This is a genomic window from Burkholderia sp. BCC0405 (genome assembly GCF_902833075.1).
Lineage (GTDB): Bacteria > Pseudomonadota > Gammaproteobacteria > Burkholderiales > Burkholderiaceae > Burkholderia.
The window spans coordinates 41,628-56,003 of sequence record NZ_CADFEO010000021.1 but is presented as its reverse complement, the minus strand read 5'-3'; the positions used below and the strand labels follow the sequence as shown (position 1 = coordinate 56,003).

Here is a 14,376-nt window from a genome sequence, read left to right as displayed (position 1 = left end):
ATGGCCATGAGCAGGAACGGATGATCTTTTCCTGCTCGACCTGGGCGCGCCGCCGGCGGGCCCGGCAGGCGGCCCGAAAACGCGTCACAATGCGCGTTCGACATCCCCATCCACTGGAGGAAGGCCATGAGCGATGCGATTCTCGCGGCGCCGACGGACAACGGCGTCCCGGTCAGCCTGCGCTCGAGCCGCGGGCTCGGCTGGCAGGGCTTCGGCGCGTCGCTGCTGCAAATCCGCGCGGGCACCTACCGGATTCCGGCGGCCGAGCATCACCGGATCGGCGTGCATGTCGGGTCGCCCGTTCGCGCGGATTGCGTGTGCGACGGCGAGCGCGTGTCGCGCATCCAGGCGCATGGCGACGTCGACGTGATTCCGGCTGGCCTGCCCGGCCAGTGGACCGACAGCGCCGACTGCCAGATCCTCCATATCGCGCTCAGCGACACGTTCGTGCGGCGGACCGTCGAACAGCTCGAGCTGAAGCCGTCGCGGGGGCAGATCCGCCGCAGGCTGCAGGTGCGCGACCCGCGCCTGCAGCACATCGCATGGGCGATGGCCGCCGAACTCGAAGCGGAAGACGCGTCGGATCCGCTCTATGCGGAAAGCCTGTGCACGGCGCTCGTCGCGCGGCTGGTCGACGGCCAGCCGGCGTTCCGCGAGCGCCGCCGCACGCTCGCGCCGAAGGCGGCCGCGCGCGTGATCGACTATGTCGAAGCGAACCTCGAGCGGCGCATGACGCTGGCCGAACTCGCGGCGCTCGTGTCGATCAGCGTGCCGCATTTCAAGGTGCTGTTCCGCGAAACGCTCGGGATGCCGGTGCACCAGTACGTCGTGAGGCGGCGGGTCGAGCGCGCGAAGGCGTTGCTGCTCGAAGGGCGGCTCAGCATCAGCCAGATCGCGCTCGAAGCCGGGTTTGCACACCAGAGCCACATGGCGAACTGGATGAATCGCGTGCTGGGGGCGACGCCGACCGAGATCGCGCGGTCGGGGGCGCGTGGGGGGCTGCGGCTGGCTTACGGTGGTGAGGGTAGTAGGGGCGACGTGTGAGTGTCGATTCACTTGCCGGGATCGAGCTCTGGTGCTCGATCTGCTGAGCGGTTTATATTCGTCTGGAGTAGCAAATCGAAGAGATCAACGTCGCGGGCACGGAATCTTGTGCCTGTCGGATGCGGTCGGCTTGCCGTCGACGCTGAAATCTGTGGCGGCCTTCGTCGATCACGCAAGCGCCGTGCAGCGGTCGTGTGTACCGATCTCCAGCGCGTGCAACGGCATGCTCCAGGACCAACCATGTTGGACGCAACGAGCGTAAGACTGAGAAAACTCGGCAGCCAAGTTGTCCCCTATGGGTTGCGCGGCGATCAACTTGCGCATCGAGCGGGCGAAGCTCGGCAACCTCGGCCAATGGCGGGCAGTCGGCGACGGCGTCAATGAAATGAAGATCGATGTAGGGCCAGGAGATCGAGCCTACTTCGTGCGACGCGGGAAAATCATCGTCGTGGTGTTGTGCGGTGGGGACAAGTCGACCCAGAAGAAGGACATCAGGGTGGCGAAGCAAATCGCCGGCGAACTGGAGGATTGAGTATGAAAATAAGCGAACTGGCCGAATTCGACGGCTCGAAGTACCTGAAGGACGAGGAAACGATTCGTCACTACCTGGCGCAAGCGTTCGAAGATGGGGATCCGCGGCTGATCCAGGCCGCGCTCGGGAATGTTGCGAAGGCACGCGGTATGACGGCGCTGGCGCGCGAATCTGGCGTGAAGCGTGAAGCGCTCTACCGCGCACTGTCGGAAGGTGGAAACGCCGAATTCGCAACGATCATGAAGGTTGTCAGCGCGCTGGGATTGCACCTGACCGTAGCTGCGGCCGCGCCAGCGGCCGAATCGGCGCCGGCTCCTGCACCAACGCGGGCGCGCTCGCGCGCTCGCCCGGCGGCGCACGCATAGCGGTCATTGGCGGCCGGCTGTGCATACCGCACTGTGCCAGCCAATGCGCGTTCATCCTGCTGGCGTTGCCGGCGGGACGGGAGACCGCACAGAATCTGTGCGAGGCGGGTTAAAGCTCTGGCTCCGACTGATGAAGCCCCATAAGGTAAGGAAACGAGGTATCCAACTGTCGGACGCCAACAATGCAACGCTTCATGACCGGAAGTCCAACGACATGTCGAGCGTGCTGTTGTATCAGCGGGTGAAAATCGTCGAAGATTCGGGGGAAGCTTTTCAGTCCGTCGACTGCGGCAGTCGGGATGTCCTGTACGCCGCAACGTCAGGTCGTTCACCCTCAGCCAGAAATCGCCTTACCGTCTCACGTTTCGATGGGCCTGTTGAAGCGTAACGCCCTTGGGCGTGAGCGGTTCGTCTATCGCAGGCGTGTTCGTTCACGGGACCGGCGACGCAGCGGACAACTCGCATAGCAGCCGCCCCCTGATCCGTCATCCTTTTCTGTTCGATTCATCCCTCCCTGCGCGCCGTCCCGCCCGCCCGTGCCGACAATCACCCCACCTTCACCCCCCCAGGAGCGAATCGTGTTCGTGATCTTCGGTGCATCCGGCAACGTTGGCTTGTCGACCGTGACCGCCTTGCGCAAGGCCGGTCATCCCGTGCGCGCGGTGTTGCGCGACCCACGCCATCGTGAACGTTTCGCGCAGCTCGGCTGCGACGTCGTGATGGCCGAGCTGACCGACGCGAACGCGATCGCGTCGGCAATCGACGGCGCACAGGCCGTGCAGATACTGTGCCCGGTGCCCGTCGCCGATCCCGATCCGGCCGCGACGATGACGCGGACGATCGATGTCGCGACCGCCGCGCTCGCCGCCAATCCGCTGCCGGTGCTGCTCGCGCTGTCGGACTACGGCGCGGAACGCGACGGCAATACGGGCATCACCCGCCTGTTTCATGACTTCGAGGCACGGCTGAGGACGATCCCGACGCAACTGACGCTGCTGCGTTCGGCCGAGCATCTGCAGAACTGGACGCGGATCCTGCCGGTCGCGCTCGGCACCGGCGTGCTGCCGAGCTTTCACCACCCGGTCGGCAAGCTGTTCCCGACCGTCTGGGCGCCCGATGTGGGCGTTATTGCGGCGCGGATGCTGCTCGATGCGCCCGAAGGCGGCAACGGGCCGCGCATCGTCAGTGTCGAAGGGCCGCGAAGGGTGAGCGTGACGGCGATCGCCGATACGCTCGGCACGGCGGCCGGCCGGACCATCGTCGCGCATGAACTGCCGCGCGACACCTGGGCCGCGACGCTGCTGCGTGCGGGCCTTAGCGAGCGCCATGCACAGTTGATCGTCGATCTCTACGACGTGCATAACGCCGGGCAGATCGACGTCGAGGCCGGCGTGTCCGAGCGGCTTTACGGCACGACGACGTTGACCGATGCGCTCGCGCAGCTGGTGCGCCAGCACGCGCGGTGACCGAAGCGGCGGCGCGCGATGCGCACCACGTGCATTACGCCTGTCGCCGCACCTTGTTCAGTACCGCATAAGAAAGCGATCCGATCACGATCCCCCAGAACGCGGAGCCGAGCCCGAGCCACGTCATGCCCGACGCGGTCGCGAGGAACGTGATCAGCGACGCCTCGCGGTGATTCTCGTCCTCGAAGATCCCGTGCACGTTCGCGCCGATCGCGCCGATCAGCGCGAGCCCCGCGAGGATCGCGACGAACGCCTTCGGCAGCGCGAAGAACACCGTGACGATCGTGCCCGCGAAAAGCCCGCCGATCAGGTAGATCGCGCCGTTCGCGAGCCCGGCGACGTAGCGCCGGTGCGGATCCTCGTGCGCGTCCTTGCCGGTGCAGAGCGCGGCCGTGATCGCCGCGACGACGATCGTGATCCCGCCGAAGCACGCGACCACGAGTGACATCACGCCGGTCGCCGTGATGATCGGGCGCGCGGGCGTGTGATAGCCGGACACGCGCAGGATCGTCATGCCCGGCAGGAACTGGCCGGTGAGGCTGACGACGACGAGCGGCAGCGCGAGGCTGAGCGTCGTGCCGAGCGTCCATTCGGGCGCGATGAAGATCGGGTGCGCGATGCTCGCCGACACGTTGCCGAGATGCGTCATCCCGAGCAGCGTCGCCAGCGCGGCGCCCGTCAGCAGGACGAGCACGATGCTGTAGCGCGGCAGCGCGCGCTTGAAGATCACGTAGGCCGCGATCATTCCGAACGCGAGCGCGGGCTGCTCCGACGCCGCAGCGAACGCATGCGTGCCGAACGGCAGCAGGATGCCGGCCATCATTCCGCACGCGATGCCGCGCGGAATGTGGCGCACGAGCCGGTCGAAATAGCCGGTGACGCCGATCAGCAGGATGATCAGCGCGGCCGTGATGTACGCGCCGACGGCCTGGTTGAGCGTCAGTTGCGGAAACAGGCCGACGAGCAGCGCGGTGCCCGGCGCCGACCACGCGGTGATGACCGGCACCTTCAGCTTCCAGCTCGCGAACAGGCCCGAGATGCCCGCGCCGATCGAGATCGCCCAGACCCACGACGACACCATCGCGTTCGACGCATGCGCCGCCTGCGCGGCCTGGAAGAAGATCGCGAGCGGGCCCGCGTACGAAATCAGGACTGCGAGAAAGCCCGCGGTAATCGCGGAAACGGACCAGTCGTTGCCGATCGCGCGGATTGCGCCGGGCGGGGTATTCGGTTGCATCGTCGTGGGGGCGTGCGGCGCGCGGCCGGGACAGAGCCGGGGCGAATGATGGTTGGAAGCCCCGGACGAGCCGTCATTCTGGGCATGGCCGACGCAATTGGCAATGCGCGGACGGGAGTGATGTTGTCGGCGTTTCGTAAGAAAGATGCGGCGGGCGGACGAATCGGCGCCGTCGCCGCCCATCACGTACTGATCTGCAACACCTTGTCGACCACCGCCACCTTGATCCCGCTCCCCGTCGACAACGACGCCGTGCCCTGATCGAACGGGTGCACGGGCGTATCGGTCGGCGTCCACGCATGGCGCGCGAGCAGCTCGCGATACCCGCCGCGAATCACGAAGCCGCCGCATTTCTGCGCATACGCGTCGCGGCGCATCCGGTATGCGCGCGGCAGGTCATACCACGGCAGCTTCGGCAGGTCGTGATGGACGAGGTGATAGTTGTTGTTCAGGTACAGCAGCCGCATCGCGAAGCCGGCTTCGTTGATCGCGATGCGCGCCTTCGGATGCAGCGCGGCGCGATGCTCGTACAGCGAGCGGATCATCGCGATCGACAACGCGGGCCATGTGACCGCGAGCAGGTAATACCACCACGGTACGCCGATCGCCCATTGCAGCCACGCGAGCAGCGCCACCACGCAGGCGACGTGCGTCGCCCACATCGGCAGATAGCGGAAGTCGCCGCGGCGGAACGCGGCGAATGCGTCGACGCACATTGCGGCGATGCTCAGCGGCGGCCCGGCGACGAAGCGTCCGATGAACGTCTTGCGGGCGACGGTCAGCACGCGCCGCCAGCGCGGCAGCTGCGCCCAGCGTTCGCGCGTGACGTAGTTCGTTTCGGGATCGACGCCCGGCACCGTCAGGTCTGCGTCGCGATGATGATCGAGATGCGTGTCGCGATACAGCGTGTACGGATACCAGACCGTCAGCGGCGGGTAGCCGAGCAGCTTGTTCACACGCGCGGAGCGCGTCGGATGGCCGTGCAGCAGTTCGTGTTGCAGCGACAGGTGCCACGCGCCGAGCAGGATCAGCGGCGGCGTCGCGGCCGCGAGCGACAGGGTTCCGTCGCGCACGAGCAGCAGCACGGCGAGCCAGCCGCCGTAGATCGCGACGACCAGCAGCCAGGTCGGCCACTCGGTGCGGGCGGTGAAGCGGGTGTCGAGCGCGGCGATCGCACGCGCGTGGTCGACGTCGAAGTATTCGGCCATGGCGTTGAGGCGGGATTGAACGGGCAATGCGGGGAACGAGCGGTTGAACCGGTGCGCTCGGCCCGGGTGCGCAGGTGTCTCGCGGATCACGGTCGGCCTGTCCGGGATCACGCGCGGCGCGCGATGCGCGAGCAGGCATCGCGACGGTACCGGGATCGCGCCGCGCGGCCAACCAATCGATTCGCATTTGCTTATCGTCGCGCGGCCGATAAGCTTCGGGCGCGCGGCGCCCCCGTTCGGCCCCCGTTTTGCCGGGATCGAACCGGATTCCGCTGCGCGAGCGGCGATGCGTAGAATGCCCGCATGAGCCCATGGATCGCCGCCCTGCCGATGTACAACGTGACGCCGCGCCACGACGCGCTGTGGCGCGCGCTGCTGCGCGATGTGCTCGATACGTTCGCGAACGCGGGCGGCGGGCCCGCCGAAGTGGCGCTTCCCGGTGAACCCTTCGACGACCTGCATGCGCTTTGGCGGCGCGACGATCTGCTGCTGTCGCAGACCTGCGGCTATCCGTACCGGATGCTAGGCTTGCGCGATGTCGTGCGACTGATCGCGACCCCCGTGTTCGATGCGTACGGCTGCCACGGCGCGCACTACAGCAGCGTGCTGGCCGTGTCGGCGCGCGCGCATGCGGGCGGCGCGACGACGCTCGCCGCATGCCGGGGGCTGCGGGCCGCCTTCAACGATCGAGATTCGCACAGCGGGATGAACGCGCTCCGGCATGCGGTCGCGCCGCATGCGCGCGACGGACGATTCTTCGGATCGGTGGCCGCGCTCGGCTCGCATCTGAACGTGCTGCGTGCGCTGGCTTCGGCGGAGGCCGATTGCGCGGCGATCGACTGCGTGACGTTCGCGTACGTGCGCGACGCGCTGCCCGGATTGCTGGCGGACATCCGGATCATCGGGATGACGGCATCCGCACCGGGGTTGCCGTTTATCGCATCGCGGGCGCTGGCGGACACGCAGGCCGCCGCATTGCAGGATGCGCTCGACCGCGCGGTGTCGGCCGATGCGGAACGGGCGCGCGTGCTGCGGCTGAAGGGATTCGAACGGTTGTCGCCGGCCGATTACGATGCGATTGCACTGTTCGAGCAGCAGGCGGCCGCGCACGGTTATCCCGCGCTGGCCTGAGTGCGGCGCGCAGCGCGCCCGCGCCGTGCACGTTCCTCAGATCGCCATCGGTTTTCAGCGTGTCGAACGCATGCTCGCTGAGCGAGCGCGCCGCGTGGGCGTCACGGCGCGCGCCGGCATCACTCTTCGTCCATCAACCGGACCTTGACCCGCTTGCCCTTGATCTTCCCTGCATTGAGCTTGCGCAGCGCGTCGCGCGCCACGCCACGCTCGATGGCGACATAGGTCGAGAACTCGGTCACATTGATCTTGCCGATCTGCTTGCCGTCGAACCCGGCGTCGCCGGTCAGCGCGCCGAGCACGTCGCCCGGGCGGATCTTGTCCTTGCGCCCGCCGAGGATCTGCAGCGTTTCCATCGGCGGCGTCAGCACGCCGTCGTCGGCCGGCTTCAGTTCCGCGAGCGGATGCCATTCGACGTCGCGCTTCTGCGCCTGCTCGATCGCGCCCACGCGGCCCATCTCGTCCATGCTCGCGAGGCTCAGCGCCCAGCCGTCCTGATCGGCGCGGCCCGTGCGGCCGATGCGGTGCACGTGCACTTCGGGGTCGGGCGTCACGTCGACGTTGATCACCGCTTCGAGCTGCGCGATGTCGAGCCCGCGCGCGGCGACGTCGGTTGCCACCAGCACCGAGCAGCTGCGGTTCGCGAACTGGATCAGCACCTGGTCGCGTTCGCGCTGGTCGAGCTCGCCGTGCAGCGCGAGCGCGTGGAAGCCCTGCGCGTGCAGCACGTCGAGCAGGTCGCGGCACTGCTGCTTCGTGTTGCAGAACGCGATCGTGCTCACCGGCCGGTAGTGGTTCAGCAGCTGGCCCACCGCATGCAGCCGCTCGTTTTCCGTCACTTCATAGAAGCGCTGGCGGATCTTGCTGTTGTCGTGACGCTCCTCGAGCTTCACTTCCTTCGGGTTGCGCAGGAACTGCTGGCTCAGCTTCACGATGCCGTCCGGATAGGTCGCGGAGAACAGCAGCGTCTGGCGCGTGGCCGGGCACATCCGCGCGACCTTCGCGATGTCGTCGAAGAAGCCCATGTCCAGCATCCGGTCGGCTTCGTCGAGCACCAGCGTGTTCAGCGCGTCGAGCTTCAGGTTGCCGCGATCGAGGTGATCCATGATGCGGCCCGGCGTGCCGACGACGATATGCGCGCCGTGCTCGAGGCTTTGCGCCTGCGGGCGCATCGGCGTGCCGCCGCACAGCGTCAGCACCTTCACGTTCTCTTCGGCGCGCGCGAGGCGGCGCACTTCCTGCGCGACCTGGTCGGCGAGTTCGCGCGTCGGGCACAGGATCATCGCCTGCACGTCGAAGCGGCGCGCATCGAGGCGTGCCAGCAGCGCGAGCGAGAACGCGGCGGTCTTGCCGCTGCCCGTCTTCGCCTGCGCGATCAGGTCCTGGCCGGCCAGCGCGATCGGCAGGCTCGCGGCCTGGATCGGCGTCATGTCGACATAGCCGAGCTGCGCGAGGTTGGCGAGCGCGGCGGGCGTCAACGGCAGTGCGCTGAACGGTGTGGCGGTCGGCTGGGTCATTCGAGGTCTCCGAGGTAAGGCTTGCCTTCCATCTGTTCGTAGACGACGGTGCCGTCGTCGCCCTCGAAGCGTTCGAGATAGTTGCGCGCGCCGCACAGCGGGCAGCGGAACAGCAGCCCCTGGCCTTCGTCCTTGATGACGACGTCGGACTGTTCCCACTGCGTGCCGCAGCTCTGGTTTCGGCAGGTAAACAAGGTCTTTCTCCAGCAGAATTCGGTTGAGGTGGCGCCCGGGCGGGCGCGGCAACGACGGGCGGCGCTCGCGCGGTTCGGGCGCGGGCCGCATCGGGCGTCGCTTGGATTGCGTCGATGCGGATGATGGATCGGGCGGCGACGGGGTCGCGCGTGCCGCAATTCTAGCGGAAGCGAGCAGGCGAATGCGGACGATCGGCTGCGGGGGGCTGGTTGCGGGCGACCGGCTTCGGGCGACCGGCTGCGGGCGCTGCGTGCAAGGACAGCGCGCATTCAGCGCGCGTTGTTTCCGGAAAACAGGCTCCGATCGCCGCCCCAATGAAAAACGGCCGCCCCGGAGGGCGGCCGTGTCGTGCGGCGCAACGTTGCCCCGCGCTGCCGCGCGGCACCCGGACGCGTTACAGCGCCATGTCGGCCGCAGCCTTCGCCGGGCGGGCCGGCGCGTTGCCGCTGACCTGCGACGGCGTGCTGACGTCGATCTTCGGCGGCGGCGAGAGCTGCAGCACGTCGCTGGTGTACGTCCATTCCTCGACGACCTTCGCCGGGCTGTCGTTCAGCTTCGTGCCGTAGCTCGGCACGATCTGGCGGATCTTCTGCTGCCACTCGGGCGTCGCGACCTTGTCCTTGAACACCTTCTTCATCAGGCTCAGCATGATCGGCGCGGCCGTCGACGCGCCCGGCGATGCGCCGAGCAGGCCCGCGATGCTGCCGTCCTGCGACGCGACGATCTCGGTGCCGAGCTTCAGCACGCCGCCCTTCACCGGGTCGCGCTTGATGATCTGCACGCGCTGGCCGGCCTGCCACAGGCGCCAGTCTTCCTTCTTCGCGTTCGGGAAGTATTCCTTCAGTGCGTTGAAGCGGTCGTCGTCGGACAGCATCAGCTGGCCGGCGAGGTACTGGACCAGCGGGAATTCGTCCACGCCCACGCGCATCATCGGTGCGACGTTGTGCGTGTTGGTGCTCTTGAGCAGGTCGAAGTACGAACCGTTCTTCAGGAACTTGGTCGAGAACGTCGCGAACGGCCCGAACAGGATGATCTTCTTGCCGTCGATGATCCGTGTGTCGAGGTGCGGCACCGACATCGGCGGCGAGCCGACCGACGCCTTGCCGTACGCCTTCGCGAGATGCTGCTTCACGACCTCGGGGTTGTCGGTCACGAGGAACGAGCCGCCGACCGGGAACGCGCCGTAGTCCTTCGCCTCGGGGATGCCCGACGCCTGCAGCAGGTGCAGCGCGCCGCCGCCCGCGCCGATGAACACGAATTTCGCGTCGACCGATTGCGCCGGTTCATCCGAGTGCAGCTTGACCCACGTCACGTGCCACGTGCCGTCGGCATTGCGCTTGATCTCGCGCACTTCGCTCGACAGCGACAGCGTGAAGTTCGGCTGCGTCTTCAGGTAGCCGACGAACTGGCGCGTGATCTCGCCGAAGTTCACGTCGGTGCCGATCGGCGTCCACGTCGCCGCGACCTTCTGGTTGCGGTCGCGGCCTTCCATCATCAGCGGCACCCACTGCTTGATCTGGTCGTAGTCTTCCGAATACTGCATCCCGCGGAACAGCGGGCTGGCCTGCAGCGCTTCGTAGCGCTTCTTCAGGAAGCGGACGTTTTCGTCACCCCACACGAAGCTCATGTGCGGCGTCGAGTTGATGAACGAGTGCGGGTTCTTCAGCACGCCCTGCTTGACCTGCCACGCCCAGAACTGGCGCGAGATCTGGAACGACTCGTTGATCTCGATGGCCTTCGAAATGTCGATCTTGCCGTCCGCCTTTTCCGGCGTGTAGTTGAGTTCGGCGAGCGCCGAGTGGCCGGTGCCGGCGTTGTTCCAGCCGTTCGAGCTTTCCAGCGCGACGCCGTCGAGGCGCTCGACCATCGTCATCGACCAGTCAGGTTGAAGCTCGTGCAGCCAGACGCCGAGCGTCGAGCTCATGATGCCGCCGCCCACCAGCAGGACGTCGACCTTCTTCGTATCGGCGGCATGCGCGGACGACGCGGCGACGCACAGCGCGAGCGCCGACAGTATTACCCGTAACGTTTTGATCACAGCAGATCCCTTTTTCAACTTGGATGCATCGGTTTGCCAAGCCGCCCGGCGCGTGTGTCGATCGCGGCGAATCGCGTATCCGGAGATCCGGATCGCGAATCCGGAATTCCGGATCGACGCGGCGCGCCGTTGCATTTGCGCACGCGAAACCGTCGGGAAGGACACCTTCGGATCGGCTTCCTGCGGGCAGGCAAGCGCCTGCGTCACAGTGGCGCACAACGCGCCCGGGCCCTTGCGGCAAGCCTGAGCGAAAGGCGCTTCAGGCTGCGTGGAAAGAGGCTGCGCGCGACGCGTTTTGCGGGGGCGGGGTGGCAAGGGGCGCGTAATGTAACCGAACTCGTTTGCTGTGTCACAAACGAAAAATACCGTTGTTTTCGTGGGGTTTTTTGTGTGTCCGGGTTTCCGGAACAACGGTCGCGGAAAGCGGGAACGAGGGCGATGACCGAGCGGGATCGGGAGGGAATTTCGGGGGCGTCGCGTCGTGTCGCGGCGGCGGGCCGCGACACGATCGCGTGACGTCCCGTCACTTTACTTCGCGGCGCCGTTCCGGCAGAACTGGTCGTACGCTTGCGCCGAATTCGCGAAGCCCTTTTGCTTGGCGAGTTCCCACGGGCGCTCGCATTGTTGCGTTGCTTCGCACCACGAATAGCCGGCCGACGGGATGCAGCCGTGCGCATCGCGATCGCTGCCGACCATCGGCGGTGCGGCCGGCGCCGGCGATTGAGCCGGCGGCGTGGATTGCGCGGCACAGGCGCTCAGTGCCAGCGCGCAGGCCAGCGTGGCGGCCAGCGACACGGAAGGGAGGAATCGCGTCATAAAGTAGTGCTCCATGGGATGAGTTTCGGAGTTTCGGGGGGGCTTCCACGTTCGTCGCGCCGTTCAGTCGCCCGGCACCGGCACGCGCGACGAGCACTTTACCTCGCGCAACGCGACGCTCGACTGAATCGACGAACCCCCGGCCTGCTTGCGCAGCACGCGCTCGACGAATTCCGCGTACGCGTCGAGATCGGCCGCGACGACCTGCATCGCGCTCGAGAAGATGCCGGGCTTCGCGGCCTTCGCCGATTAAAGCGCGCGCGTTTGTGCGCGGTCGGCGCGACGCTCCGTGTCGTGTACGACGTGCAGCTCGCGCGTGCGGATCGGCAGCGCGCAATGCGCGTCGGCGAGCGTCTTGCGCACCTGGCGCGCGATGCGCCAGCGCATCGCCCAGAAGTTTTCGGTATGCGTCCACACACGGATGTTCGCGACGACCGTGCTGTCGTCGAAGCGCATCACCATCACGTCCGGCGCGGGATCCTGCAGCACGTCGGGATCGGCCGCGGCCAGCGCGCGCAGCGCGTCGAGCGCACGATCGATATCGTCATGCACCGACACTTCCACTTCGAGATCGAGGCGGCGGGTCGGGTTGCGCGTGTAGTTGCGGATCGAGCTGCCCCACAGCGCGCTGTTCGGCACGTATTCGCAGATGCCGTCCGGCTTCGTCAGCCGCGTCATGAACAGCCCGACCTCGTCGACGGTGCCCGCGACGCCCGTGCCGCCGTCGATATAGTCGCCGACCTTGAACGGCCGCAGCAGCAGAAGCATGATGCCGGCCGCGATGTTCTGCATCGTGCCCTGCAGCGCGAGCCCGATCGCGAGGCCGGCCGCGCCGAGCACCGCGACGATGCTCGCGGTTTCGATGCCGAGCTGCGACAGCGCGCCGACGATCGCGACGATGCGGATGCCCCAGACGGCGACGTCGCAGAGGATCGGCCGCAGCGTGTCGTCGACGCGCTCCTTGTTGGAGAGCAGACGGTTCAGCCAGTTGCCGATGCGTTTCGACAGCCACCAGCCGGCGACGAGCAGCGCCAGGCCGGCGCATAGCTTGATGGAGAGGGTGGACAGCGCGTTCCACAGGAACGTCCAGCGTTCCGGATGCAGGTGATCGAGCAACATGACGGGATTCCGGTTTGAAGACACAGTGCGCGATGCGTCGCTCGCCCGCCGCGGTCGGGCAGGCTTGCGGCTTACGCGCCGGCAGCGTTCGACTGTACACGGCGCGCAATGGTTCGCGCGAACGGTGGGGTCGAATGCCGCGTAGCCGGGGCGCCGTGCCGCGAAATCGCGATTTCGATTTAGTACTAAGCGGCTTTGCATTTAAATAAGACGTGTCCTATTCAGATGCATCGATCACGCCGATACACTCGTTTTTACGTTGCCGGGTCGCACCGATCGTTCCTCCGCGATACCCGGCTCTTTCCCGATTTTTCACTGACAGACAGCGAGTGACGACGTCATGCGGTTAGACCTGCGTTTCCGTCTCGCACGCGAGCAAGGTCAACCCGCACAGCGCGGCGTTCGCGGTTTCCCGATGCGCCGCACGCTGCTGCGCGGTGTCATCGCGGCGGCCTGCGTGGCCGGCGCACCGGGCGCAGTGGCGCACGCGTCGCACGACGACGCGCCGTTTTCGCCCGTGGTGGCCGACCTTGTCGACGTGCCCTTTTTCAATGCCGCGCGCACGACGTGGGGCGGCTTGCATGCATCGACGGCCGCGCCGCTCGACATTGCCTACGCGTCACATGCGTTGACCGTGCCAACGGCCGGCGAACGCGACGACCCGGTGGTGCGCGTCGGTGCGTGCGTGGCTTACCGCGTGCTGTGCGACGCGGCGCGCGGGGCGGTCGAACGCGCGTATGCGTCGAGGTTCGACTACGGTCTTGCGTCGGCGTTGCCCGTGACGGGCGAACAGGCTGCGTTCGAGCGGCGTCCCGTCGATCTTGCCGCCGCCGAACCGTTCGTGCTCGCGGAAGCCGATCGCGGCGCGCGTGGCGGCGCGATCGTCGGCAGCCTGCAGGCGTCGCTGGCGCACGCCGATCTGCCGGCCGGCGTTGCCGCGCAGATCACCCGCATGCTCGCCGGTCGCGTCGACCTGAAACAGCGCGGTGCGCTCGGCGACACCTTCCGCGTTGCATACGAACCCGACAGCAACGCGGCTCTGCCGGGCGGCGTGCGCGTGACGGCGCTCGAGCTTCGCTTGCGCGGCCAGCACTTCGCGGGCGTATGGTTTGCGCCCGATGCTCGTTCGCCGGGCGCCTATTACGACCTCGACGGCGTGCCGCTCGCCGGCGTGCGGTTTGCGATGCCGGTCAGCGCAAACCGCATCAGCTCGCATTTCGGTGCGCGCGTGCATCCGGTGACCGGCGCGCGTCACGTGCATTCCGGCGTCGATCTCGCCGCGCCGGCCGGGCGTGCGGTTCATGCGTCGGAGCGCGGCGTCGTGACGTTCATCGGCACCGAGCCACGCGGCTACGGCAAGTACGTGGTGATCCGCCATGACGGCGGCTATGCGTCGTACTACGCGCACCTTTCGGCATTCGAGCCGTCGCTGCGAACCGGTGCGCGGGTCGCAAGCGGCCAGCGTATCGGCGCGGTCGGCAGCACGGGTACGGCCACGGGGCCGCATCTGCACTTCGAGGTCCGGCGGCACGATCGCCTCGTCGATCCGGTCGCGCTGGTGCAGGCGGGCAAGACGGCGAAGCTGAGCGGTGAACGGCGCGTGGCGTTCAACCGCGCGGTGCTCGATGTGCGCATGCGCCTGGCGTCGGCTGCGTGGTCGCAACCGGTGGCGATGTCGAATCCTGCCGGATCGCGGGCCGGTTGACGG

Annotated in this window: 13 protein-coding genes and 1 pseudogene; 6 read left to right on the top strand and 8 right to left on the bottom strand. The window is 67.3% G+C overall.

Annotation, left to right across the window (positions count from 1 at the left end; all coding sequences use genetic code 11):
- Positions 1 to 126: 126 nt before the first annotated feature.
- The 4 genes from HWX36_RS28600 (at position 127) to HWX36_RS28585 (ending at position 3,407) form a co-directional block, all read left to right on the top strand.
- A complete protein-coding gene (locus HWX36_RS28600) occupies positions 127 to 1,044 on the top strand; it encodes an AraC family transcriptional regulator (protein ID WP_175956832.1) in 918 nt (305 codons plus the stop codon).
- A gap of 295 nt (positions 1,045 to 1,339) precedes the next feature.
- Positions 1,340 to 1,576, top strand: coding sequence for a type II toxin-antitoxin system RelE/ParE family toxin (locus HWX36_RS28595; protein ID WP_175956830.1), 237 nt, complete (start codon positions 1,340 to 1,342; stop codon positions 1,574 to 1,576).
- A gap of 2 nt (positions 1,577 to 1,578) precedes the next feature.
- Entirely contained in the window at positions 1,579 to 1,941 is a 363-nt protein-coding gene (locus HWX36_RS28590; protein ID WP_175956829.1) for an addiction module antidote protein, read from the top strand.
- 578 nt (positions 1,942 to 2,519) lie between these two features.
- Complete coding sequence (locus HWX36_RS28585; RefSeq protein WP_175956827.1) at positions 2,520 to 3,407, top strand: NAD(P)H-binding protein; 888 nt, start codon at positions 2,520 to 2,522, stop codon at positions 3,405 to 3,407.
- Positions 3,408 to 3,441: 34 nt separating this feature from the next.
- On the opposite strand, the gene HWX36_RS28580 is transcribed toward HWX36_RS28585, so the two are convergent.
- Both HWX36_RS28580 and HWX36_RS28575 read right to left on the bottom strand, forming a co-directional pair.
- Positions 3,442 to 4,644 carry a benzoate/H(+) symporter BenE family transporter gene (locus HWX36_RS28580; protein WP_175956825.1) on the bottom strand — a complete coding sequence of 401 codons (1,203 nt, stop codon included), beginning with the start codon at positions 4,642 to 4,644 and terminating at the stop codon, positions 3,442 to 3,444.
- A gap of 182 nt (positions 4,645 to 4,826) precedes the next feature.
- Entirely contained in the window at positions 4,827 to 5,852 is a 1,026-nt protein-coding gene (locus HWX36_RS28575; protein ID WP_175956823.1) for a fatty acid desaturase, read from the bottom strand.
- A 303-nt stretch (positions 5,853 to 6,155) separates the two neighbouring features.
- Here HWX36_RS28575 and HWX36_RS28570 point away from each other — a divergent pair, with 303 nt between their 5' ends.
- Positions 6,156 to 6,983, top strand: coding sequence for a PhnD/SsuA/transferrin family substrate-binding protein (locus tag HWX36_RS28570; protein WP_175956821.1), 828 nt, complete (start codon positions 6,156 to 6,158; stop codon positions 6,981 to 6,983).
- 119 nt (positions 6,984 to 7,102) lie between these two features.
- Here the strand turns inward: HWX36_RS28570 and dbpA are convergent, their stop codons facing one another.
- The 6 genes and pseudogenes from dbpA to HWX36_RS28540 form a co-directional block, all read right to left on the bottom strand.
- Positions 7,103 to 8,500: an ATP-dependent RNA helicase DbpA gene (gene dbpA / locus HWX36_RS28565; protein WP_175956819.1), complete on the bottom strand. Its 1,398-nt coding sequence runs from the start codon at positions 8,498 to 8,500 to the stop codon at positions 7,103 to 7,105.
- The gene (locus HWX36_RS28560) at positions 8,497 to 8,694 is read right to left on the bottom strand and encodes a hypothetical protein (protein ID WP_059237929.1); all 198 of its coding nucleotides are present in this window, start codon (positions 8,692 to 8,694) and stop codon (positions 8,497 to 8,499) included. Before HWX36_RS28560 ends, dbpA begins: the two co-directional genes overlap by 4 nt.
- 395 nt (positions 8,695 to 9,089) lie before the next feature.
- The gene (gene mqo / locus HWX36_RS28555; protein ID WP_175956817.1) at positions 9,090 to 10,751 is read right to left on the bottom strand and encodes a malate dehydrogenase (quinone); all 1,662 of its coding nucleotides are present in this window, start codon (positions 10,749 to 10,751) and stop codon (positions 9,090 to 9,092) included.
- Between the two features lie 510 nt (positions 10,752 to 11,261).
- The gene (locus HWX36_RS28550; protein ID WP_175956815.1) at positions 11,262 to 11,549 is read right to left on the bottom strand and encodes a hypothetical protein; all 288 of its coding nucleotides are present in this window, start codon (positions 11,547 to 11,549) and stop codon (positions 11,262 to 11,264) included.
- A gap of 63 nt (positions 11,550 to 11,612) precedes the next feature.
- A pseudogene (locus HWX36_RS28545) lies at positions 11,613 to 11,759 on the bottom strand (Lrp/AsnC ligand binding domain-containing protein); the annotation flags it as partial.
- A gap of 39 nt (positions 11,760 to 11,798) precedes the next feature.
- Entirely contained in the window at positions 11,799 to 12,668 is an 870-nt protein-coding gene (locus HWX36_RS28540) for a mechanosensitive ion channel family protein (protein ID WP_175956813.1), read from the bottom strand.
- Between the two features lie 340 nt (positions 12,669 to 13,008).
- Here HWX36_RS28540 and HWX36_RS28535 point away from each other — a divergent pair, with 340 nt between their 5' ends.
- Positions 13,009 to 14,373 (top strand): M23 family metallopeptidase, encoded by a 1,365-nt coding sequence (locus HWX36_RS28535; RefSeq protein ID WP_175956811.1) that lies wholly within the window; start codon positions 13,009 to 13,011, stop codon positions 14,371 to 14,373.
- The last annotated feature ends 3 nt before the right edge of the window (positions 14,374 to 14,376 follow it).